General features: G+C 70.5%; 18 protein-coding genes. 8 read left to right on the top strand and 10 right to left on the bottom strand.

Annotated elements, in window-relative coordinates; genetic code table 11:
* Positions 1-88: 88 nt before the first annotated feature.
* The 5 genes from ACFXP5_RS12130 to ACFXP5_RS12110 form a co-directional block, all read right to left on the bottom strand.
* On the bottom strand, positions 89-1,042 hold the full coding sequence (locus tag ACFXP5_RS12130) for an aldose 1-epimerase family protein (RefSeq protein WP_394544803.1): 954 nt from the start codon (positions 1,040-1,042) through the stop codon (positions 89-91).
* 1 nt (position 1,043) lies between these two features.
* Positions 1,044-2,555 (bottom strand): L-arabinose isomerase, encoded by a 1,512-nt coding sequence (gene araA / locus ACFXP5_RS12125; protein WP_394544802.1) that lies wholly within the window; start codon positions 2,553-2,555, stop codon positions 1,044-1,046.
* A 32-nt stretch (positions 2,556-2,587) separates the two neighbouring features.
* Positions 2,588-4,210 carry a xylulokinase gene (locus ACFXP5_RS12120; protein WP_394544801.1) on the bottom strand — a complete coding sequence of 541 codons (1,623 nt, stop codon included), beginning with the start codon at positions 4,208-4,210 and terminating at the stop codon, positions 2,588-2,590.
* Entirely contained in the window at positions 4,207-4,938 is a 732-nt protein-coding gene (locus ACFXP5_RS12115) for an L-ribulose-5-phosphate 4-epimerase (protein WP_394544800.1), read from the bottom strand. The genes ACFXP5_RS12120 and ACFXP5_RS12115 overlap by 4 nt, the downstream gene beginning before the upstream one ends.
* A gap of 204 nt (positions 4,939-5,142) precedes the next feature.
* Complete coding sequence (locus ACFXP5_RS12110; RefSeq protein ID WP_394544799.1) at positions 5,143-6,144, bottom strand: LacI family DNA-binding transcriptional regulator; 1,002 nt, start codon at positions 6,142-6,144, stop codon at positions 5,143-5,145.
* Positions 6,145-6,249: 105 nt separating this feature from the next.
* Here ACFXP5_RS12110 and ACFXP5_RS12105 point away from each other — a divergent pair, with 105 nt between their 5' ends.
* Both ACFXP5_RS12105 and ACFXP5_RS12100 read left to right on the top strand, forming a co-directional pair.
* A complete protein-coding gene (locus tag ACFXP5_RS12105) occupies positions 6,250-7,185 on the top strand; it encodes an oxygenase MpaB family protein (RefSeq protein ID WP_394544798.1) in 936 nt (311 codons plus the stop codon).
* Positions 7,186-7,229: 44 nt separating this feature from the next.
* Positions 7,230-7,805 carry a DnaJ family domain-containing protein gene (locus ACFXP5_RS12100; protein WP_394544797.1) on the top strand — a complete coding sequence of 192 codons (576 nt, stop codon included), beginning with the start codon at positions 7,230-7,232 and terminating at the stop codon, positions 7,803-7,805.
* A gap of 4 nt (positions 7,806-7,809) precedes the next feature.
* Here ACFXP5_RS12100 and ACFXP5_RS12095 read toward each other — a convergent pair whose 3' ends face one another.
* The gene (locus tag ACFXP5_RS12095) at positions 7,810-9,510 is read right to left on the bottom strand and encodes an alpha-glucosidase (RefSeq protein ID WP_394544796.1); all 1,701 of its coding nucleotides are present in this window, start codon (positions 9,508-9,510) and stop codon (positions 7,810-7,812) included.
* Positions 9,511-9,512: 2 nt separating this feature from the next.
* Positions 9,513-10,598: an alanine dehydrogenase gene (gene ald / locus ACFXP5_RS12090; protein WP_394544795.1), complete on the bottom strand. Its 1,086-nt coding sequence runs from the start codon at positions 10,596-10,598 to the stop codon at positions 9,513-9,515.
* A 113-nt stretch (positions 10,599-10,711) separates the two neighbouring features.
* Here ald and ACFXP5_RS12085 point away from each other — a divergent pair, with 113 nt between their 5' ends.
* Positions 10,712-11,719: a LacI family DNA-binding transcriptional regulator gene (locus ACFXP5_RS12085; protein WP_394528366.1), complete on the top strand. Its 1,008-nt coding sequence runs from the start codon at positions 10,712-10,714 to the stop codon at positions 11,717-11,719.
* A 6-nt stretch (positions 11,720-11,725) separates the two neighbouring features.
* Here ACFXP5_RS12085 and ACFXP5_RS12080 read toward each other — a convergent pair whose 3' ends face one another.
* Complete coding sequence (locus ACFXP5_RS12080; protein ID WP_394528367.1) at positions 11,726-12,856, bottom strand: fatty acid desaturase family protein; 1,131 nt, start codon at positions 12,854-12,856, stop codon at positions 11,726-11,728.
* Positions 12,857-13,092: 236 nt separating this feature from the next.
* Here ACFXP5_RS12080 and ACFXP5_RS12075 point away from each other — a divergent pair, with 236 nt between their 5' ends.
* The 5 genes from ACFXP5_RS12075 (at position 13,093) to ACFXP5_RS12055 (ending at position 19,504) form a co-directional block, all read left to right on the top strand.
* Positions 13,093-13,461, top strand: coding sequence for an L-rhamnose mutarotase (locus ACFXP5_RS12075; RefSeq protein WP_394544794.1), 369 nt, complete (start codon positions 13,093-13,095; stop codon positions 13,459-13,461).
* Positions 13,458-14,621 (top strand): L-rhamnose isomerase, encoded by a 1,164-nt coding sequence (gene rhaI, locus ACFXP5_RS12070; protein WP_394544793.1) that lies wholly within the window; start codon positions 13,458-13,460, stop codon positions 14,619-14,621. The genes ACFXP5_RS12075 and rhaI overlap by 4 nt, the downstream gene beginning before the upstream one ends.
* 111 nt (positions 14,622-14,732) lie before the next feature.
* Complete coding sequence (locus tag ACFXP5_RS12065) at positions 14,733-16,769, top strand: bifunctional aldolase/short-chain dehydrogenase (RefSeq protein ID WP_394544792.1); 2,037 nt, start codon at positions 14,733-14,735, stop codon at positions 16,767-16,769.
* Positions 16,766-18,190, top strand: a complete 1,425-nt coding sequence (locus ACFXP5_RS12060) for a rhamnulokinase (RefSeq protein ID WP_394544791.1) — start codon at positions 16,766-16,768, stop codon at positions 18,188-18,190. Before ACFXP5_RS12065 ends, ACFXP5_RS12060 begins: the two co-directional genes overlap by 4 nt.
* Before the next feature lie 51 nt (positions 18,191-18,241).
* Positions 18,242-19,504 carry an alpha-hydroxy acid oxidase gene (locus tag ACFXP5_RS12055; protein WP_394544790.1) on the top strand — a complete coding sequence of 421 codons (1,263 nt, stop codon included), beginning with the start codon at positions 18,242-18,244 and terminating at the stop codon, positions 19,502-19,504.
* A 118-nt stretch (positions 19,505-19,622) separates the two neighbouring features.
* Here the strand turns inward: ACFXP5_RS12055 and ACFXP5_RS12050 are convergent, their stop codons facing one another.
* Together ACFXP5_RS12050 and ACFXP5_RS12045 are read right to left on the bottom strand one after the other, a co-directional pair.
* Complete coding sequence (locus ACFXP5_RS12050) at positions 19,623-20,780, bottom strand: cystathionine gamma-synthase (RefSeq protein ID WP_394544789.1); 1,158 nt, start codon at positions 20,778-20,780, stop codon at positions 19,623-19,625.
* Positions 20,777-21,769, bottom strand: coding sequence for a pyridoxal-phosphate dependent enzyme (locus ACFXP5_RS12045; protein WP_394544788.1), 993 nt, complete (start codon positions 21,767-21,769; stop codon positions 20,777-20,779). Before ACFXP5_RS12045 ends, ACFXP5_RS12050 begins: the two co-directional genes overlap by 4 nt.
* Positions 21,770-21,819 lie beyond the last annotated feature (50 nt).

Raw genomic sequence — 21,819 nt, 5'->3', positions numbered from 1 at the left:
GCCCGACGTGCGAATGCACGGCTTCGCGACGTTCGCGGGCCGTGCATTCGGCGTTGAGCGGCGCCATCGGTGACAGCGCCGGCGGGCGTCAGGCGATTGCCGAGATGCGCCAGGAGGCGGGCGGATGCTGCGTGCCCGGGCTGAGCTGCTGGAGTCCGGCGTCGAAGTCGTAGGCCGCGGCGTTGAACGCGTCGGGGGCGCACGTCATCGGCTCGACGGCGAGGCCGGCCCGATACCCGGGCGTGGCGGGATCGCCGTCGACGTCGGCCGTGTGGATCTGCACCCACGGGCACGACTCGTCCCACTGCAGAGCGACGCCGCTGCCGGAAGCATTCGTCACCCTCACGGTCGCGACATCATCCGCGTCCCGGTGCAAGGCCGTGAAGGCGTGATCGATCTGCACCGCTCCGAGCCGGCGCGGCTCGCGGAAGTCGAAGCGCTCGGCATCGACGTCGACGGGCGACAGTCGCGTGGGGATCAGTCGGTCGGGGGTCACTTCGAGCACGTCGGCCGCGGGGAGCGCGAGCGTCCAGTCATCGACGTGGCCGGGGCCGGCGACGAGGTAGGGGTGGGGCCCCGTCCCCCACGGCGCGGGCGTGTCCGACTCGTTGCGCGCCGAGACCGTCTGGGTCAGCCCCTCGGCCGACAGGGTGAACGACGTCTCGACGGTGACCCGCCAGGGATAGCCGACCTGCGGCTCGATCGTCGCGGCCAGGGTCACGTGACTCGGGCCCTTGTCGATCGGGGTGTACTCCGTCCAGGCGAGCAGGCCGTGGAGGGCGTTACCGCGCTCGGGCTCGGTCAGCGCGACCTGGTACTCCTCGTCGGCGAAGACGTAGCGGCCGTCGACGATCCGGTTCGGCCAGGGCGCCAGCGTCGCGCCCCGGAAGCCCGGCCGCACCTCGTCGGCGTCGAACGGGACGACGAGATCGCGCCCGCGGTGCGACAGCGAACGCAGCGAAGCGCCGACGCCGGCCACCACCGCCTCGTAATCGCCCGCCCGCAGCGCGTGCTGCTGTCCGGAAGCCGGGGTGCGCGCCATCTCAGAGCCCCTGAGCCAGGCGGTAGTAGGCCTGGTTCCAGCGCAGCTCGCGCTGGAAGTCGCGCACCGTCGTGCTGTCGTCGATGACGAGGAGCTCGGTCTTGGCGATCTCGGCGAAGTCGTGGAACACCTCGATGCCCACCGCGGTGGTCATCACCGTGTGGTGAGCCGCGCCCGCCGCGAGCCAGCTGGCAGCGGACGTGGCGAAGTCCGGCTGGGGTACCCACACCGCGCGCCCCACGGGCAGGTTCGGCAGGTCGGGCGCCTCGACGTTCTCGACCACGTTCGCCACGAGGCGGAACCGGTCGCGCATGTCGCTCATCGCGACCACGAGCGCGGGCCCGGGGTCGGCGGTGAACACCAGGCGCACGGGGTCCTCCTTGCCGCCGATACCCAGCGGGTGGATCTCGAGGCGCGGCTTGCTGGTGGTCAGCGAGGGCGACACCTCCAGCATGTGGGCACCGAGGATGCGCTCGGCGCCGGGCACGAGGTCGTAGGTGTAGTCCTCCATGAGGCTCGCCCCGCCCGGCAGTCCCGACCCCATCACGTTCGCGACGCGGACGAGGATCGCCGTCTTCCAGTCGCCCTCCGCGCCGAACCCGTAGCCCTCGGCCATGAGGCGCTGCACCGCGAGCCCCGGCAGCTGCTTGAGCGCGCCGAGGTCTTCGAACGACGTCGTGAACGCGCCGAAGCCGCCCTCCTCGAGGAAGGTGCGCAGGCCCACCTCGATCGCCGCGCCGTCGCGCAGCGACTGGTGCCGCTCGCCGCCGACCCGCAGTTCCGGGGCGACGTCGTAGAGCTCCTCGTACTCGGCGACGAGCGCGTCGACGTCGGAGTCGGATGCTGCAGCCACAGCATCCGCCAACTCATTGACGCCCCAGGTGTTGACCTGCACCCCGAAGCGCAGTTCGGCCTCGGTCTTGTCGCCCTCGGTGACGGCGACATAGCGCATGTTGTCGCCGAAGCGCGCGAGCTTGAGCGAGCGCACCGCTGCCCAACCGGCCGCGGCGCGCTCCCAGTCCTCGATCTGCTGGCGCACCAGCGGGTTGGAGACGTGGCCGACGACGGTCTTGCGGGCGATCCCCAGGCGGGTCTGGATGTACCCGAACTCCCGGTCACCGTGGGCGGCCTGGTTGAGGTTCATGAAGTCGAAGTCGATGTCGGCCCAAGGCAGCTCGACGTTCGCCTGCGTGTGCAGGTGGAGGAGCGGCTTCTGCAGCGCATCGAGCCCCGCGATCCACATCTTGGCGGGGCTGAAGGTGTGCATCCACGCGATGACGCCGATGACGTCGTCGCGGGTGTTGACCTCGAGCGCGAACCGGCGGATGCTCTCGGCATCCTTCAGGACGGGCTTCCAGACCACCTTCACCGGGAGGGAGTCGAGCCCGGCGGCGACCGCCTGGGACTGCTCGGCGACCTGGCGCAGCGTCTCCTCGCCGTAGAGGTTCTGACTGCCGGTGACGAACCAGACCTCGTAGCCGTCGAGCGAGGTGGACAAGGGGGTACGGGTCATCGTGAATCCTTCTGCGTCGGAGGGGAGGAGAGTCAGAGCGCTTCGCCGGCGGCGCGTTCCACCGCGAGGCCGGCGCGGTAGCGCTGGAGGTACTGGGTGAACCCGGCGACGTCGGCCGGGTCGGGCTGGACGGTCTCGAAGCGCGCCCCGGCGAACACCTGTTCGCGGAGGTAGGCGTCGAGGTCGACGGCGGAATCGTCCGCGGCGTAGGCGGCGAGCACCGCCATGCCCCACGCCCCGCCCTCGGAGGCGGTGTCGGCGACCGAGACGGGGGCGGCGAGCGCACCCGCGAGGAAGCGCTGGGCGACCCCGGCGGTGCGGAACATGCCACCGTGCGCGAACATCTGATCGAGCGCCACCCCTTCGCCGTCGAGGATGCGCATACCGAGCGCGAGGGCGGCGAAGACCCCGTAGAGCTGGGCGCGCATGAAGTTGCCCAGGTTCAGGATGCTGTCGGGCGTGCGAACGACCAACGGACGGCCTTCGTCGACTCCGGCGATCGGCTCGCCCGCGAGCTGGTTGTAGGCGAGGACACCGCCCGCGTCGGCCGCACCGTCGAGCGCTTCGCGGAACAGCGCTTCGAAGGCGGCGTCGGTGCTGACCGGTGCGCCGTCGATCGTGGCTCCGGAGGCCGCGGCGAAGCGCGTGAACAGCTGCACCCACGCGGCGAGTTCGCTGGCGCCGTTGTTGCAGTGCACCATCGCGACGAGGTCGCCGGCGGGCGTGGTGACGAGGTCGAGTTCGTGGTGGGCGCTCGACAGCGGCTTCTCGAGCACGACCATCGCGAAGATGCTCGTACCCGCACTGACGTTGCCGGTGCGCGGCGCGACCGAACGGGTGGCGACCATGCCGGTACCGGCGTCGCCCTCGGGCGGGGCGGCGACCGCGCCCGCCCCCAGCGTGCCGGTCGGATCCAACAGGGCTGCGCCCTCGGCGCTCAGCTCGCCCGCGACGTCGCCCGCCACGAGCACCTTCGGCAGCAGCTCCGCGAGGGTGAGCCCCGCCTCGCGCACGGCGGGCAGGTCGTCGAAGCGGGCCGCCAACGCGGCGTCGTAGTCGCGGGTCGCCGCGTCGATCGGGAACATCCCCGACGCGTCTCCCACCCCGAGCACCCGGCGCCCGGTGAGGCGCGCGTGCACGTAGCCGGCGAGGGTGTTGATGGAGCGCACCTCCGACACGTGCGGCTCGTGGTCGAGCACCGCCTGGTAGAGGTGGGCGATCGACCATCGCAGCGGGATGTTCACCCCGAACAGCTCGGACAGCTCGGCCGCGGCCGGCCCCGTCGAGGTGTTGCGCCAGGTGCGGAACGGCACGAGCAGCTCGTCCTCGGCGTCGAACGCGAGGTAGCCGTGCATCATCGCGGACACCCCGATCGAGCCGAGCGAGGTCAGCGCCACGCCGTAGCGACGCTGAACATCGGCGGCGAGGTCGGCGAAGGCTGCTTGCAGCCCCGACCACACCGCGTCGAGGGAGTAGGTCCAGACGCGGTCGACGAACTGGTTCTCCCACTCGTGGCTGCCGACGGCCAGCACGGTGGCGGGGTCGGCGGGATCGATGAGGCACGCCTTGATGCGGGTGGAGCCGAGCTCGATCCCGAGCGCTGCGCGGCCGGCCGTGATCGCGTCGGCGCCAGCGGGTGCTGCGACGGCGCTCATCGGCGGACGTCCGAGCTCTGGCCGTACACGTTCTGGTAGCGGTTGTAGAGGCTGTCGATCCTGTCCTGCGGGATGGGGATCAGCGGGCCGGCCTCTCGGGCGATGTGCACGGTGCGCGCGGCGTCCTCGCACATGACGGCGGCCTTCACAGCATCCTTCGCCGAAACGCCGATCGTGAACGGGCCGTGGTTCTGCATCAGCACGGCCCGCGAGCGGTGGCCGGTGAGGGTGTCGACGATGCCGCGACCGATCGAGTCGTCGCCGATGATCGCGAAGGGGCCGATCGGGATCGGGCCGCCGAATTCATCGGCCATACCGGTGATGACGCAGGGGATCTCCTCACCCCGCGCCGCCCACGCGACGGCGTAGGTCGAGTGGGTGTGCACGACTCCGCCGACGTCGGGCATGTTGCGGTACACGTAGGCGTGCGCTGCGGTGTCGCTCGAGGGGCTGCGTTCGCTACCCGGGGTGCCGGCCACCACGGTGCCGTCGAGGTGGCAGAGGATCATGTTCTCGGGGGCCAGGTCGTCGTACGCCACACCCGAGGGCTTGATCACGAAGAGGTCGGCGCCCGGCACGCGGCCCGAGACGTTGCCGCCGGTCCAGATGACCAGGCCGTAGCGCACGAGCTCGCCGTGCAGACGGGCGACGTCGTCGCGCACGGTGGCGATCGCCTCCTCGACCTCGGGGGTGAAGACGGGGGCGGCAGTGCTCACGGGCAGCTCCATTGTTCTCGTGGCGGCCGAAGTGGTCCGGCCACCGAAAATGTTACCGGTAACAGCATCCGCCCGCCACCTCCCCACCCGTCGAGAACGTACGCACTCGTCGAGACCACACGATGTGGGGGTACGACAACGTGCGGTTTCGTCCAATACGTACGTTCTGGACGCGTGAGGGTGCGAAGCACGGGGCGCAAGCGGGGGGATGCGAGGTCAGGAGCGCGGGGCGGCAGTGGACGCGCGGGGAATCAGCTCGGGGCCCTCGGGGGTCGGCGGTTCGAGATCGCCGAGCACCGCACCCACGCACTGGCGCGCCTCCCCGGCGATGTCGAGGCGCACCGTGGTGAGGGCGGGGCGGTAGAACGCTGCATCCGGGTTGTCGTCGAACCCCGACACGCTGACATCTCCCGGCACCTCGACCCCGAGCGAACGGAGGCCTGCAATCAGCCCCAGCGCCATCTGATCGTTCGCGACGACGATCGCCGTGGGTCCGTCGTCGCGCGCGACGGCGGCCGCGATCTCCTCGGCGTGCACGTGCCCCGCGGCGGCGCTCCAATCGCCCTCCCACCGACCGACCGCGGTGAGGTCGTGCGTGGTGAGCGCCCAGCGCAATCCGCGGCTGCGCGCGGCGGCTTCGAGCCAGTCGTCGGGGCCGGCGAGCTCGGCGATGCGGCGGTGCCCGAGCCGCACGAGGTGATCGACGACCAGGCCGACGCCCGCGGCCTGCCGGTCGGCGCCGCTGCCGCCGTGCAGCGCGATCACGGGAAGCCCCGGGTCGGCTGCGACGAGGGTCTGCAGAGTGCGGGCGTGGGGGGCGACGAGCAGGATGCCGTCGACGCCCTGCGCCCGGAGGTGCTCGAGGGCGGCGAGCATGGATGCTTCGTCCTCGGCCGGAGCGTAGGCCGCGGCGACCCACCGCCCGGCCGCGCGCGCCGCGGCTTCCACCGCGGCGATACCGGCGGAGGGGCCGTACAGCGCCGCATCCGAGGCGATCAACCCGATCGTGCGCGACTCGCGTGTGCCCAGCGACCGAGCGGCGTTGTTCACCCGGTAGCCCAGCGCCTCGATCGCCTCCAGCACCCGCTGGCGGGTGCTGGAGCGGATGTTGGCGTGGCCGTTCAGCACGCGCGAGACGGTCTGCGTCGACACCCCGGCGTGAGCTGCGACCTCCCGCACCCCGGCGGGACGGGGGCTGGTGTCATCCGGCTCGCTCATCCTGATCACGGTAGTCCTCCCGCGCCCCCGGCCGCGCCCTGCTCGATCGTTCGACACCGTGCCAACTTCGAGCGGCTCCCACCCGGCGATGGCAGGCTGGAGCCCATGGTGTCCTCTCCTCCTCGTCCCGACGCGCGGGCGGGCGGCGGCGCGGCACGCCAGACCCTGCGCGAGCGGATGCTGACGGCCCTGGCGGGCGATCCGAACGGCACCCCCGATTGGGTGCGGGCGCTGGCCGACGGCGACGACACCGGGTACTTCGCCGAAGACGGGGCCGCCTGGGTCGTGCACGGCGGGATGGGAACGCTCGTCGCCGGCATCCGCGCGCTGCTCGTGCAGGCGCTGCACCCCGGCGCACTCGCGGGGGTGCACGATTGGTCGCGGTATCGCGAAGACCCGATCGGCCGCTTGACGGGCACCGTGCGATGGATCCTCTGCGTGACCTACGGCTCGACCGAGCAGGCCCAACGCGAAACGGCCCGTGTCGGCCGCCTGCACACGCGCGTGAAGGGCGAGTACACCGCGGGTGACGGCGAGGCCCGCGGCTACACCGCAGACGCCTCCGACCTCGTGACCTGGGTGCACCTCGCCTTCGCCGACGCGTTCCTGCGCAGCCACCAGCTGTGGGGTGCGCCCATCCCCGGCGGGGCCGACGCGTACGTGGCCGAGTGGGCGACCGCCGGCAAGCTCATGCGGGTGCCCGCGCCCCCGACGAGCGAAGCCGAACTGCAGGCCCAGCTCGACGGCTTCCTCGACCGGGGCGAGTTGCGCCGCGACGAACGGGTCGACGAGGTCGTGCGCTTCCTGCGCACACCCCCCTTCACGGGAGCGATGGGCATCGCCTACCGCGTGCTGTTCGCCGCGGCGGTGGCCTCCCTCCCCCGACGGTGGCGTGCCATGCTGGGATTGCGCCGGGCTCCGTGGCCCGTCGTGACCACGACCCGCCTCGTGCTCGCGATCTCGCAGCGGGCCCTCGGCGCGGGCCCCCGCGCGCAGGACTTCGCCCGGCAGCGGCTGAGCCGCCTCGCGCAGGCGCACTGACCCGGCCGCGGAGCGACACGACACACTCCACCGCAAGGCACGTGATGAGCGACGATCCCCGACAGGCAGCCGACCAGTACCGGCGCGATCGCGAGGCCGCGGCCCGGGGCGAGGGGTCGACGGCGGATGCTGAGGCGCCAGCAGGGTCGCACCAGGGGACGAGTGCGCCGACGGCGGCCCAGCGCGCCGCCTTCATCGAGACCGCGCTGCAGCAGGCGATCCGCCGCGGCGACTTCGACGATCTCCCGGGCGCGGGCAAGCCCTTGGACGGGCTCACCGATTCGCACGATCCGGACTGGTGGATCAGGCGCAAGATCGCCACCGAGCAGCTGAGCGGACTCGGTCCCCCCGCCCTCGCACTCCGGGTCGAGCACCGCGAGATGGAGGCACGCCTCGACGCTCTCTCGCGGGAGGACGACGTGCGCGAGGTGCTCGCCGACTTCAACCACCGAGTGATCGAGGCGCGGCGGCAGTTGCTCGGCGGCCCGCCCGTCGTCACGCCCACACGAGAGGTCGAGGCGGAACTCGCCGCCTGGCGCGCGCGCCGACGTGAACGCCAGGCCGCGCCGCCCACCGCCGCTCCCGCCCCGGCGCGGAGATGGTGGCAGCGCAGGCGGTAGCCCCTCACGCCGTGAAGACGTTCGCCTCCCAGGGGGAGAGAGCACTCCCGACCGACGCCTCACCGTTCGGGAGGTTCGACAGCACAAGAGATGCCCCCTCCCACGACGCGTGAACCTCGTCGGCCAGCCGCACGTCGCGCGGTGTCGAGGAGAGGTTGGCGATCACCAGCATCCGCTCGCCTTCAAGCACCCGCTCGAAGGCGAAGACCGCGGCATCGCCCGCGTCGAGGCGACGGAACGAGCCGTGCGCGACGACCGGCCGTTCGTGACGGAGCGCGATGAGTGAGCGGTAGTGCTCGAAGACGGAGCCTGCGACGTCGTACTGCGCCACCGCGTTGATGCGGTCGGCGTTCGGATTGACCGCGATCCACGGCGTGCCCGTGGTGAAGCCGGCCTGGGGCGACGCATCCCACTGCACCGGCGTGCGCGCGTTGTCACGGCTCAAGCTCGAGAGGCTGCTCAGCACCTCGCCCGCGTCTCTTCCGGCGGCGACCTCGGCGGCGTGGTGATTCAGCGACTCCACGTCGCGATAGTCCTCGAGGGCGGCGAAAGGCACGTTCGTCATCCCGATCTCCTCCCCCTGATAGACGTAGGGAGTGCCGCGCTGCAGGTGCAGGATCGTCGCGAGCGCCGTGGCCGATTCGCGCCACCACTGCCCGTCATCGCCGAATCGGCTGACCGCGCGGGCCTGGTCGTGGTTCGCCAGGTACAGGCTGTTCCAGCCGACCTCGGCGAGTGCGTCCTGCCAGGTGGTGAAGGATGCGGCGAGCTCGCCGGGCTCGAGCCGGCGGAACTCGAACTTGCTCGTCGGTCCGTGATCGAGACCGACGTGCTCGAACTGGAAGACCATGTCGACCTCGCGGCGCGCGGGGTCGGTGAAGAGCACCGCCTCCTCGGTGGTCACCCCGGGCGTCTCACCGACCGTGATGAGCCCCGTGCGCCCGTCGAACACCTCCCGGTGCATCTCCTGCAGGAACTCGTGCAGTCGAGGGCCGGCGGAGTAGGCGGCGAACCCGTCGCCGTACAGCGCCCCCTCGCGTACGGGCGCATCGGGGAGCTCGGGATGCTTGGAGATGAGGTTGATGACGTCCATGCGGAACCCGTCGACGCCGCGATCGAGCCACCAGCGCATCATCGCGTACACGCTCGCACGCACCTGGGGGTTCTCCCAGTTGAGATCCGGCTGTTTGCGGTCGAACAGGTGCAGGTAGTACTGCCCGGTGCTCGCGTCCCACTCCCACGTCGGCCCGGAGAAGAACGACTCCCAGTTCGTCGGCTCGCTGCCCGGCCGGCCGGGCACGGTGCCGGGGCGCGGATCGCGCCACCAGTACCAGTCGCGCTTGGGGCTGTCACGGCTCGAACGCGACTCGACGAACCACGGGTGCTCGTCGGAGGTGTGGTTGACGACCAGGTCCATCACGAGTTTCATCCCGCGCGCGTGCACGGCCGCCAGGAGGGCGTCGAAGTCGTCGAGGGTGCCGAACACCGCGTCGATCTCCTGGTAGTCGCTGATGTCGTAGCCGTTGTCGGCCTGCGGCGACCGGTAGATCGGGGAGAGCCAGACGACGTCGACCCCGAGACGTTGCAGGTGGTCGAGCCGGGACAGGATGCCACGGAGATCGCCGATCCCGTCGCCGTCGGAATCCTGGAAGCTGCGGGGATAGACCTGGTAGACGACCGCGCTCTTCCACCAGTCCTCGGTCATCGTCACAGCCCGAACGCCGCGCGGACGCCCTCGTTGACGATCGCTCCCGCGCGCACGTTCAGCCCGCGGGCGAGTGCCGAGTCGGCCGCGGCGGCAGCATCCCACCCCTGGTCGGCGATCGCACCGATGTAGGGCAGCGTCGCGTTGCAGAGAGCGCGGGTGGAGGTGTGCGGAACAGCCCCGGGCATGTTGGCCACGCAGTAGTAGAGCGACCCGTGCACTGCGAACGTCGGGTCGTCGTGGGTGGTCGGATGCGAGCCCTCGAAGCACCCGCCCTGGTCGATCGCGATGTCCACGAGCACCGATCCCGCCTTCATCCCGGCGACCATGTCGTCGGTGACGAGCTTCGGGGCAGCGGCACCGGGGATGAGGACCGACCCGATCACCAAATCGGCGTCGGCGAGCTGGTCGGCGATCTCGTACCGGGTCGAGGCGCGGGTCTGGATCGCCCCCGCGAAGCGCTCCTCCAACCGTCGGAGCTTCGGAAGTGAGATGTCGATCACCGTCACCTCGGCGCCGAGACCGAGCGCGTTGGCGGCCGCGTGCTCTCCGGCCACGCCGCCGCCGATGACGACGACCTTCGCCTTCGGCGTGCCGGGCACGCCTCCCAGGAGCATCCCCCGCCCGCCCGCGAAGCGGAGCAGGGAGGCGGCGCCTACGACGATCGACAACCGCCCGGCCACCTCGCTCATCGGCGCCAGCAGCGGCAGCGCGCGATCCGGGGTCTGCACGGTCTCATAGGCGACCGCGGTCGTCCCCGCCGCGAGCAGCGCATCGGTCAACGCCCGATCGGCCGCGAGGTGCAGGTAGGTGAAGAGCGTGAGGTCGTCGCGGAGGTACGGGTATTCCGCGGCGATCGGTTCCTTGACCTTGACCAGCAGGTCGGCCCGCGACCATGCCTCCGCTGCGGTGTCGACCAGGTGCGCCCCCGCCGCCGTGTAGAGCTCGTCGCCGAAGCCGCTCCCGAGGCCCGCACCGGCTTGCAGGATCACCTCGTGCCCGCGGCGCACCAGCGCGTCGGCGCCCGCCGGTGTCAGGGCGACCCGGTTCTCGTTGTTCTTGATTTCGGTGGGCACGGCGACGCGCATGGGTAGGCTCCTTCGCTTCTGGCGATGAGCCGAGGATGTCAGATCCCGCCGACGTTGACGGACTGCCGCGCGGAGCCGTGCGCTACAGTCGTGCGAGATCGGAAGGACCCACGATGGCAGCGAACATCCGGGATGTCGCTGAGCGAGCCGGGGTCTCCGTCGGCACCGTCTCGAACGTGCTGAACCACCGCAACAACGTCTCCCCCGACGTCGCCGCGCGGGTGCGCGAAGCGATCGTCGAACTCGGGTACGTGCGCAACGACGCCGCCCGCCAACTGCGGGCCGGCCGCAGCCGCAGCATCGGCCTCGTCGTGCCCGACATCGGCAACCCGTTCTTCGCCGAGGTCGCCCGCGGGGCCGAACGCCGCGCCGCGGAAGACGGGATGGCGGTGCTCATCGTCACGAGCGACGGCGATCCGACTCGCGAGAGCAGCCTTCTGGAACTCTTCCTCGAGCAGCGGGTGCACGGCGTGCTCATCACCCCCGCGAGCGATGACCACACGGTCCTGCACCGCCTCGCCGAGGCGGGCACCCCCGTGGTGCTGGTCGACCGTGAGGCCGACGACCTCGCGCTGTCGTGGGTCGCGGTCGACGACAAGGAGGGCGGGCGGCTGGCAGCATCCCACCTCCTGTCCCTCGGCCGGCGGCGCCTCGCCTTCGTCGCGGGACCCCGCACCACCCGGCAGGTCGCCGACCGCCTCGAAGGGGCCCGTGAGGCGGTCGCGACGGTGTCGGGGGCGACGCTGGAGGTGCTCGAGCAGCCGGCCCTCACCGTGCTCCACGGTCGGGCGGCCGGCGAGGCGCTGCGCGGCCGCGCGCCCGCCGATCGCCCCGACGCCGTCTTCGCCGCCAACGATCTGCTCGCCGTGGGGGTGCTGCAGGCCCTGTCGATGATGTCGAACGTACGTGTGCCCGACGACATCGCCCTCGTCGGCTACGACGACATCGACTTCGCCGCGGCCACGGTCGTGCCCCTCACTTCGGTCAGGCAACCTGCCGCGACGATGGGATACGCGGCCGTGGACATGCTCCTGAACGCGGAAACGGATGCTGCGCATCAGCGCAGCATCCGTTACCAGCCGGAGCTCGTACCGCGGCAGTCGACCGTTCCGGTCGACTGACCCGGATCAGGCCTTGCGGTACGCGCCCATTGAGGCGGCCGCGGGGCAGTCGAACGGGTCTCCACCGGCGGCGAGGCCGACGCGGTTGAGGTACTCGATGACGATCCCGTACGACTTGATGAGGCTCGTCTCGGTGTACGGCACGTCGAAGGTCTTGCAGTATTCGATGACGATCTCGCGAGCCTTCGCGAGGTGCGGTCGCGCCATGCTCGGGAAGAGGTGGTGCTCGACCTGGTAGTTGAGACCGCCCATGAGGGCGGTGGCCCACCAGCCGCCGCGGACGTTACGCGACGTGCGCACCTGCTTGCTGAAGAAGTCGAGGCGCGCATCGGGAGCGATGATCGGCATGCCCTTGTGGTTCGGCGCGAACGCGGCGCCCATGTAGACGCCGAAGACGGCGAGCTGCACGCCCATGAAGGCGAACGCCATGCCGAGGGGCAGGAAGAGGAAGACCGGCACGATCACGATGGCCAGACGCAGCACGATCAGGCTCAGCTCTTCCCAGCGGCGCGGAACCGGTCCGCGCTGCAGGTTGTGCTTGATACCGAGGAAGTGCAGGTTGAGGCCCTCGAGGGTCAGCAGCGGGAAGAACAGGTAGCCCTGCTTGCGCGTGATGACCTTGAGGAGACCCTTGGCCTTGGCGGCATCCTCCTCGACGAAGGAGATCGTGTCGATCTCGATGTCGGGGTCCTTGCCCACGCGGTTCGGGTTCGCGTGGTGGCGCGAGTGCTTCGAGTCCCACCAGGTGTAGCTCATGCCGACGACGCCCGGGCCGATGATGCGCGCGAGGCGGTCGTTGGCCTTGCCCGACGCGAAGATCTGCTTGTGCGCGGCCTCGTGCGAGATGAATGCGGCCTGCGTGAACAGGATGCCGAGGGCAGCCGCGATGAGTAGCTGGAACCACGAGTCGCCCAACAGGATGAAGCCCGTGATCGCGCCACCGAATCCGAGGGCGATCGCGAGGCCCGTGAGCGCGTAGAAGCGCGGAGCCCGAGCGAGAAGCCCGGTTTCCTTCACCACTTGCGACACCTGGGTGTACGCCTTGGCGACCGGCGGGAAGTCCTTCGCGGAGGCGTAGGTCTGGCGCACCGGACCCATGGTGGAGGTGGCGGTTGTCGATGCGACGGGTGATGCCATCGTGGTGGGGCTCCTGTCGTTCGGCAGCGAGCCCGGGGCTTCGCTGGGGGTGAGGTGGCAGGCGGATTTCTCCGCTTGTGGAGGACACTACGCGGGCGCGCATTCCCTCTTGGGTATGTCCAGCACACACACAGAACCCCCTCAGTATCAACCCCCTATTGACGCTGCGCCGGATCATGACATACCGTGTTGGTGAAACGATTCATGCACCCTCGTTCCTCGACGAAGAGATATCGATGACCCCCTCGCCCTCGCCCACTCGGGTGTGCTTCACCCTGCGGGTCAAGCCGGACATGCTGGCCGACTACGTGAGCCGGCACACTCCCGTCGATCCCGCGATGCTGGCCGAGATCGCCGCGGCCGGCCGGCGCAATTACACGCTTTTCCTCGGTGACGAGGGCCTTCTCGTCGGCTACTACGAAACGGACGACGACGAGGCAGCACAGGCCTACCTCGCAGCATCCCCCGTCGCGACGCACTGGGAGGCCGAGATGGCGCCCTACTTCGTCGGTCTCGACGGCCGGCCCGATCAAGCCGCCACCCCCCTCACCGAGGTGTTCCACCTCGAAGACCAGATCGTCCCCTCAGAAAGCGAAAGCGCATGACCCTCTCTCCCGAGATTCACACCAAGCTCGAAGCTCAGGGCATCGAGCTGCCCTCGTGGGCCTTCGGAAACTCCGGCACCCGGTTCAAGGTGTTCAGCGCGCCGGGAACGCCGCGCGACCCGTACGAGAAGATCGCCGACGCCGCCGAAGTGAACCGCGTCACGGCGCTCGCGCCGAGCGTCGCCCTGCACATCCCGTGGGACAAGGTCGACGACTACGCCGCCCTCCGCCGCCATGCGGAAGACCTGGGCGTGAGCCTCGGCACCATCAACTCGAACACGTTCCAGGACGACGACTACAAGTTCGGCGCGCTCACCCACCACGACGACCGCATCCGCCGCAAAGCGATCGACCACCACCTCGAGTGCATCGACGTGATGGATGCGACCGGCTCGCGCGACCTCAAGATCTGGCTCGCTGAAGGATCGAACTACCCCGGTCAGAGCGACCTGCGCGCCCGCCAGGACCGCCTGCAGGATTCGCTGCAGGAGATCTACTCCCGGTTGACCGGCGAACAGCGCCTCGTGCTGGAGTACAAGTTCTTCGAGCCGGCCTTCTACCACACCGACGTTCCCGACTGGGGAACCTCCTACGCCCAGGTGAGCGCCCTCGGCGAGCGCGCCATGGTGTGCCTCGACACGGGCCACCACGCCCCGGGAACGAACATCGAGTTCATCGTGATGCAGCTGCAGCGTCTCGGCAAGCTCGGCTCGTTCGACTTCAACTCGCGCTTCTACGCCGACGATGATCTCATCGTGGGCGCGGCCGATCCGTTCCAACTGTTCCGGATCCTCTTCGAGGTCAACCGCGGCGGCGGGCTCGACAACCCCGACGTGGTCTTCATGCTCGATCAGTGCCACAACATCGAGGAGAAGATCCCGGGCCAGATCCGTTCGGTGCTGAACGTGCAGGAGATGACCGCTCGGGTGCTCTCGATCGACACCGAAGCCCTCGCCGCCGCGCAGGAGGCGAACGACGTGCTCGGTGCGAATGCGGTGCTCATGGACGCCTTCTACACCGACGTCCGCCCCGACCTCGCCGAATGGCGGGCCGCGCGCGGGCTTCCCGCCGACCCGATGGCCGCGTACGCAGCATCCGGATACCAGCAGCGCATCGCCGCCGACCGCGTCGGTGGCGTGCAAGCGGGCTGGGGAGCCTGACCCCCGCCGCTCCCCTGTCACGTTCTGCGGGTCGAACCCGCAGTTTGCGACAGGGGAGCAGCTCACGGCCGAGAACCGACACGTGAAACACGACCCCGAGAGACGCACGAGATGACCAACCCGACCGCCGCTGAGCTGATCGCCCGCAGTAATCGCCTGGGTGCCGACCCGCGGAACACGAACTACGCCGGGGGCAACACCTCGGCGAAGGGCACCGACACCGACCCGGTGACGGGCGAGCCCGTCGAGCTGATGTGGGTCAAGGGCTCGGGCGGCGACCTCGGCACGCTCACGGAGGCCGGGCTCGCGGTGCTGCGCCTCGATCGCCTGCGCGCCCTCGTCGACGTCTACCCGGGGGTCGAGCGGGAGGACGAGATGGTCGCGGCGTTCGATTACACGCTGCACGGCAAGGGGGGCGCTGCTCCCTCGATCGACACCGCCATGCACGCCCTGGTGGATGCTGCACACGTCGATCACCTTCATCCCGACTCCGGCATCGCGATCGCCACCGCGGCGGACGGCGAGCAGCTGACGGCGGTCATCTTCGGCGAGAAGGTCGTCTGGGTGCCGTGGCGCCGCCCCGGGTTCCAGCTCGGCCTCGACATCGCCGAGATCAAGGCGCAGCATCCGCAGGCCATCGGCACGATCCTCGGCGGTCACGGCATCACGGCCTGGGGCGACACCTCCGCCGAGGCCGAGGCGAACTCGCTCTGGATCATCGACACCGCCGCGGGCTACATCGCCGAGCACGGCAAGAGCGACCCCTTCGGCGGCGTACGCGCCGGCTTCGAAGCCCTTCCCGAGTCCGAGCGCCGGGATCGGGCGGCCGCCCTCGCCGCAACGATCCGCGGCATCGCCTCGCACGATCGCCCCATGATCGGCCACTTCACCGACGCGACCGAGGTGCTCGACTTCCTCGCCTCCGAGAAGGCGCCGGCCCTCGCCGCCCTCGGGACGAGCTGCCCCGACCACTTCCTGCGCACGAAGATCAAGCCGCTCCTGCTCGACCTGCCCGCGACCGCTCCGCTCGACGAGCAGCTCGCCCGCCTCGGCGAACTGCACGAGCAGTACCGCGCCGATTACCAGGCGTACTACGACGCGCACGCGACATCCGACTCCCCCGCGATCCGCGGGGCCGACCCGTTGATCGTGCTCGTGCCGGGTGTCGGCATGTTCTCCTACGGGGCGAACAAGCAGACGGCCCGCGTCGCCGGCGAGTTCTACCTCAACGCGATCAACGTCATGCGCGGCGCGGAGGCACTCTCCACCTATGCGCCCATCTCGGACGCCGAGAAGTTCCGCATCGAATACTGGGCGCTGGAAGAGGCCAAGCTGCAGCGGATGCCGAAGCCGAAGACCCACCAGGGCCGCATCGCCTTCGTCACGGGTGCGGCCTCCGGTATCGGCAAGGCCATCGCCACGCGGCTGGCCGCCGAGGGCGCCTGCGTCGTCGTCGCCGACCTCGACCTCGCCAAGGCGCAGGCCGCGGCCGCCGAACTCGGCGGAGCTGACGTCGCGATCGGCGTGGCCGCGAACGTGGCGGATGCTGAGGCGGTGCAGGCGGCGATCGACGCCACCCTCCTCGCGTTCGGCGGCGTCGACCTCGTGGTGAACAACGCCGGACTGTCGCTGTCGAAGCCGCTGCTGGAGACCACCGAGAAGGACTGGGACCTGCAGCACGACGTCATGGCGAAGGGATCCTTCCTCGTCTCCCAAGCCGCCGCGCGTGCGCTCATCGCGCAGAAGATGGGCGGCGACATCATCTACATCTCCTCGAAGAACTCCGTCTTCGCCGGTCCGAACAACATCGCCTACTCCGCCACGAAGGCCGACCAGGCCCATCAGGTGCGTCTGCTCGCGGTCGAACTCGGCGAGCACGGCATCCGCGTGAACGGCATCAACCCCGACGGCGTCGTGCGCGGATCCGGCATCTTCGCCTCGGGCTGGGGCGCGAACCGCGCCGCCACCTACGGCGTGAAGGAAGAGGACCTCGGGCAGTACTACGCGAACCGCACCATCCTCAAGCGCGAGGTCGTGCCCGAGAACGTGGCCGACGCCGTCTTCGTGTTGACCGGCCCTGAACTCAGCCGCACCACCGGCCTGCACATTCCGGTCGACTCGGGCGTCGCGGCGGCGTTCCTGCGATGACCGCCGCGCAGGGCGGGGTCGTCGCTGCGGTCGATCTCGGAGCCACCAGCGGGCGCGTCATGATCGGGCGGGTCGCGCCCGGGGTGCTCGAGCTCACCTCGGCCGCCCGGTTCCCGAACGGCCCGGTCGCGACGCCCGACGGCTGGCGGTGGGATTTCACGGCGCTCTTCGAACACGTGGTCGACGGCCTCGCCCAGGCGGTGCGGCAAGAACCCGCACTGGCCAGCGCCGGCGTCGATGCGTGGGCGGTCGACTATGGTCTGCTGCGCGGCGGTGAGCTCCTCGCCGAGCCGTTCCACTACCGCGACGACCGCACCGCCCGAGGCGTGGCCGCGGTGCACGCCGCGCTCCCGTTCGACGAGCTGTACCGGCGCAACGGGTTGCAGCATCTCCCGTTCAACACCCTCTACCAGTACGCGGCCGACGGGCACCTCGAGGAGGCGGAGGTCAGCCTGCTCATCCCCGACCTCGTGGCCCACCTGCTCACCGGCGCCGTCGGCGCGGAGCGCACCAACGCGTCCACCACCGGACTCCTCGACGTCCGCTCCGGGGAGTGGGACCGGGCACTCGCCGAGCTCCTCGGCATCCCCGCCGCTGTCCTCCCCCCGCTCGTCGAGCCCGGAACCTCGCTCGGGATGCTGTCGCCCGGGCTCGTGGCTCGGATCGGGGCGCCGCTCGAGCTGCTGGCCGTGGGATCGCACGACACCGCCTCCGCCGTGGTCGCTGTGCCCCTGTCGACGCCGAACGCCGCCTACATCTCCTGCGGCACGTGGGGGCTCGTCGGCGTCGAACTCGACAGCCCGATCGTGTCGGACGCCGCCCGCGCCGCGAACTTCACGAACGAAGGCGGTGTCGACGGCCGCATCCGGTTCCTCCACAACGTGACGGGCCTCTGGCTGCTGAGCGAGAGCGTTCGGACGTGGGAGAAGGACGACGGCGCCGCGATCGACCTGCCTGCTCTGCTCGCCGCCGCCGCTCGTGTCGACCCGCCGGTCGCGGTCTTCGACGCCGACGACCCCGCGCTCTCCGCACCCGGCGACATGCCGGGGCGTATCGCCGGCGTGGTCCACGCCACCGGGGCGCCGCTGCCGGAGGGGCGCGCGCAGTTCGTGCGGCTGATCGTGGAGAGCATCGCCGCCGCCTTCGCCCGCGCCGTCCGCACCGCGGGCGAACTCGCCGACCGCGACATCGACGTCATCCACCTCGTCGGCGGCGGCTCGCTCAACGCGCTGCTCTGCCAGGCGACCGCCGACCGTTCCGGCCTTCCCGTGCTGGCCGGCCCCGTGGAGGCGACCGCCCTGGGTAACGTGCTCGTACAGGCCCGCGTGCACGGATGGTTCGGACCGGATGCTTCGCTGGAGACGCTCCGTTCGGCTGTCGCGCAGGCGTTCCCGCCGCGCCGCTACACCCCCTCGAACTGAAGACACCGCTCGCTTGGAGCACCGCCCCCCGGGCGGACGAAAGGAAGCACCATGGTCACGCGCCAGCTACCGCAGGTCGGTGAGCTCCTGGAGCTCATGCAGTTCAAGAAGCCCGACCTCAACCTGAAGCGGCGTCGACTCGACTCCGCCCTCACGATCGCCGATCTCCGCGCGATCGCGAAGCGCCGCACCCCGAAGGCCGCCTTCGACTACACCGACGGCGCGGCCGAGGGGGAACTCTCGCTCGCCCGCGCGCGCCAGGCGTTCCAGGATATCGAGTTCCACCCCGACGTGCTGCGCCCCGCGGCCGAGGTCGACACCTCGACCACGGTGCTCGGGGGGCCCAGCGCCCTGCCGTTCGGGATCGCGCCGACGGGGTTCACCCGGCTCATGCAGACCGAGGGGGAGAGCGCCGGCGCCTCCGCTGCCGCAGCCGCCGGGATCCCCTTCACCCTCTCCACGCTCGGCACGACCTCCATCGAGGGCGTCAAGGCTGCCAACCCGCACGGGCGGAACTGGTTCCAGCTCTACGTGATGCGTGACCGCGCCATCTCCTACGGCCTCGTCGAGCGGGCGGCGAAAGCCGGCTTCGACACCCTGCAGTTCACGGTCGACACCCCCATCGCGGGCGCGCGCCTGCGCGACAAGCGCAACGGTTTCTCGATCCCGCCGCAGCTGACGGTGGGCACGATCGTCAACGCGATCCCCCGCCCGTGGTGGTGGGTCGATTTCCTCACCACCCCGAAGCTCGAGTTCGCCTCCCTCTCGACGACGGGTGGCACGGTCGGTGAGCTGCTCAACGCGGCGATGGATCCGACCATCAGCTATGACGACCTCGACATCATCCGCGGCATGTGGCCCGGCAAGCTCGTCGTGAAGGGCGTGCAGAACGTCGAGGACGCCAAGCGACTGATCGACGCGGGCGTCGACGGGATCATCCTGTCCAACCACGGGGGTCGCCAGCTCGACCGCGCCCCGATCCCGTTCCACCTGCTGCCGCAGGTGGTGCGCGAGGTCGGCAGCGATGCCACGGTCATGGTCGACACCGGCATCATGAACGGGGCCGACATCGTCGCATCCATCGCCCTCGGCGCGAAGTTCACCCTCATCGGCCGCGCCTACCTCTACGGGCTGATGGCCGGCGGTCGGGCGGGCGTCGATCGCACGATTCAGATCCTGCGGTCCGAGATCGAGCGCACCATGACGCTCCTGGGCGTCTCGTCGCTCGCGGAACTCGAGCCGCGCCACGTCACCCAGCTCACCCGGCTCGTGCCGGTGTCGAGCGCCACGGCGGCTGCCGCGCTCGACACCTGACCGACCGACCGACCGCCGGGCGTGCGACGTGTGCACGACCGGCGGTACGGAAGTCATCCCCTGGGGCGGATGCGACGGCCCGCGCCCGATTGACCGTGCATCCGTCGCGCTTCCCGCCTCAGACGGCGGCGAGCGCCGCGTCGAGGTCGGCGAGGAGGTCGTCCAGCGACTCGATGCCGACCGAGAGACGCACGACCTCTTCGGGTACGGCGAGCTCGGTGCCGCGCACCGAGGCGTGGGTCATCGCGTCGGGGTAGTTGAGCAGCGACTCCACACCGCCGAGCGACTCGGCGAGGGTGAAGAGCGACGTCGACTCCGCGAAGCGGCGCGCGGCGGCGCCATCGGTCAGCGCGAGCGACACGATCCCGCCGAAGGCGGACATCTGACGGGCCGCGATCTCGTGCCCGGGGTGGGAGGCGAGCCCCGGATAGTAGACGCGCGCCACCCGGTCGTGCCCCTCCAGGTACTCCGCGACCGCCTGGCCGTTCTCGCTGTGGCGCTGCATGCGGATGCCGAGCGTCTTGATGCCCCGCGTGGTCAGCCAGGCGTCGAGCGGGCCCGACACCGCGCCCGCGGCGAACTGCAGGAACCCGGCCTTCTCGGCGAGCGCATCGTCGTTCATCACGAGGGCGCCCCCGACCACGTCGGAGTGTCCGCCGAGGTACTTCGTCGTCGAGTGCACGACGACGTCGGCACCGAGTGAGAGCGGGCGCTGCAACGCCGGCGAGGCGAAGGTGTTGTCGACGACGACGAGCGCCCCGGCCTCGTGCGACACCCGAGCGAGCTCGGCGATGTCGGTGATCCGCAGGAGCGGGTTGCTGGGCGTCTCGACCCAGACCACCTTCGGGGCGCGTTCCGCGATCGCCGCGGCGACGGCCGCCGCATCGCTCATGTCGACGACGCGCAGCTTCACCCCCCACGGTCCGAGGATGCGCGCGATCAGACGGTAGGTGCCGCCGTACACGTCGTCGCCCAGCAGCACCTCGTCGCCCGGCTGCAGCACGGCGCGCAGCAGCGCGTCTTCGGCGGCAAGTCCCGAAGCGAAGGAGAGCGCGTGCGCGCCGCCCTCGATCGCGGCCAGTTGCGTCTGCAGCGCGGTGCGCGTCGGGTTGCCGCTCCGGCCGTACTCGTATCCCTCGCGCAGCCCCCCGATGCCGTCCTGCGCGAACGTCGTCGAGAAGTGCACCGGCGGGATGACGGCACCGGTGGTGGGGTCGAACTGCTGGCCGGCGTGGACGGCGAGGCTGTCGAAGCCGCGTAGGTTCTCCGTGGTCATGCGAGGGTCTCCGATTCGGTGGGGCGGGGGTCGTCGACGGTGTGGCCTCGGGCAGCCATCCACTCGTCGTCGAAGATCTTGCTGAGGTAGCCGCGTCCGTGGTCGGGGAGGATCACGACGACGACGGCTTCGGCCGGAAGCTCGCGCGCGACGCGCAGCGCCCCCACGACGGCCATGCCGCTGGAGCCGCCGACGAGCAGACCCTCCTCGCGCGCGAGCCGGCGGGTCATCGCGAACGACTCGGGGTCGGAGACCTGATGGATCTCGTCGACCAGGGAGGGGTCGTAGGCGGGGGGCCAGAAGTCCTCACCGACCCCTTCGACGTCGTAGCCGTGGATCGGGCCGCCCGAGTAGATGGAGCCGACCGGGTCGACACCGATGATGCGGACGCCATGATCGGATGCTTCGCAGAGATAGCGCGCGGTTCCCGTGATCGTGCCCCCGGTACCGACGCCGGCGACGAAGTGCGTGACGGTGCCGTCGGTGTCGCGCCAGATCTCGGGCCCCGTCGATTCGTAGTGGCTGCGCGGACCGTTGGGGTTGGCGTACTGGTTCGGCTTGTACGCACCGGAGATCTCGGCGACGAGGCGGTCGGACACGCTGTAGTACGACTCGGGGTCGGTGGGCTCGACGTCGGTCGGGGTGACGACGACCTCGGCGCCGTAGGCGCGCAGCACCGCCCGCTTGTCTTCGGCGACCTTGTCGGGCACGACGAAGACGCAGCGGTAACCCCGCTGCTGCGCGACGAGCGCGAGTCCGACACCGGTGTTGCCGCTCGTGGGTTCCACGATGGTGCCGCCGGGCTGCAGCATCCCGTCGCGCTCCGCGGCATCGATGATGTTGGCCGCGATGCGGTCCTTCGAGGACCCGCCGGGGTTGAAGTACTCGACCTTGGCGAGCACGGTCGCGGCGACGCCGTCGGTGACGCGGTTCAGGCGGACGAGAGGGGTATTGCCGACGAGGTCGGTGATGGTGCGGGCGTATCGCACGGTGATGCTCCTGAGGGGTGTCCGCGCGAGGACGCGGAGACTGTCGGTGG

This window comes from Microbacterium hanjuni, assembly GCF_043556395.1.
Lineage (GTDB): Bacteria > Actinomycetota > Actinomycetes > Actinomycetales > Microbacteriaceae > Microbacterium.
This window is presented reverse-complemented; position numbering and strand designations above follow the sequence as displayed.

Bases quoted from the DNA above. Each gene is read 5' to 3' on its own strand.
- ACFXP5_RS12130 (WP_394544803.1), bottom strand. From the start codon at position 1,042: ATGGCGCGCACCCCGGCTTCCGGACAGCAGCACGCGCTGCGGGCGGGC.
- araA (WP_394544802.1), bottom strand. From the start codon at position 2,555: ATGACCCGTACCCCCTTGTCCACCTCGCTCGACGGCTACGAGGTCTGG.
- ACFXP5_RS12120 (WP_394544801.1), bottom strand. From the start codon at position 4,210: ATGAGCGCCGTCGCAGCACCCGCTGGCGCCGACGCGATCACGGCCGGC.
- ACFXP5_RS12115 (WP_394544800.1), bottom strand. From the start codon at position 4,938: ATGGAGCTGCCCGTGAGCACTGCCGCCCCCGTCTTCACCCCCGAGGTC.
- ACFXP5_RS12110 (WP_394544799.1), bottom strand. From the start codon at position 6,144: ATGAGCGAGCCGGATGACACCAGCCCCCGTCCCGCCGGGGTGCGGGAG.
- ACFXP5_RS12105 (WP_394544798.1), top strand. From the start codon at position 6,250: ATGGTGTCCTCTCCTCCTCGTCCCGACGCGCGGGCGGGCGGCGGCGCG.
- ACFXP5_RS12100 (WP_394544797.1), top strand. From the start codon at position 7,230: ATGAGCGACGATCCCCGACAGGCAGCCGACCAGTACCGGCGCGATCGC.
- ACFXP5_RS12095 (WP_394544796.1), bottom strand. From the start codon at position 9,510: ATGACCGAGGACTGGTGGAAGAGCGCGGTCGTCTACCAGGTCTATCCC.
- ald (WP_394544795.1), bottom strand. From the start codon at position 10,598: ATGCGCGTCGCCGTGCCCACCGAAATCAAGAACAACGAGAACCGGGTC.
- ACFXP5_RS12085 (WP_394528366.1), top strand. From the start codon at position 10,712: ATGGCAGCGAACATCCGGGATGTCGCTGAGCGAGCCGGGGTCTCCGTC.
- ACFXP5_RS12080 (WP_394528367.1), bottom strand. From the start codon at position 12,856: ATGGCATCACCCGTCGCATCGACAACCGCCACCTCCACCATGGGTCCG.
- ACFXP5_RS12075 (WP_394544794.1), top strand. From the start codon at position 13,093: ATGACCCCCTCGCCCTCGCCCACTCGGGTGTGCTTCACCCTGCGGGTC.
- rhaI (WP_394544793.1), top strand. From the start codon at position 13,458: ATGACCCTCTCTCCCGAGATTCACACCAAGCTCGAAGCTCAGGGCATC.
- ACFXP5_RS12065 (WP_394544792.1), top strand. From the start codon at position 14,733: ATGACCAACCCGACCGCCGCTGAGCTGATCGCCCGCAGTAATCGCCTG.
- ACFXP5_RS12060 (WP_394544791.1), top strand. From the start codon at position 16,766: ATGACCGCCGCGCAGGGCGGGGTCGTCGCTGCGGTCGATCTCGGAGCC.
- ACFXP5_RS12055 (WP_394544790.1), top strand. From the start codon at position 18,242: ATGGTCACGCGCCAGCTACCGCAGGTCGGTGAGCTCCTGGAGCTCATG.
- ACFXP5_RS12050 (WP_394544789.1), bottom strand. From the start codon at position 20,780: ATGACCACGGAGAACCTACGCGGCTTCGACAGCCTCGCCGTCCACGCC.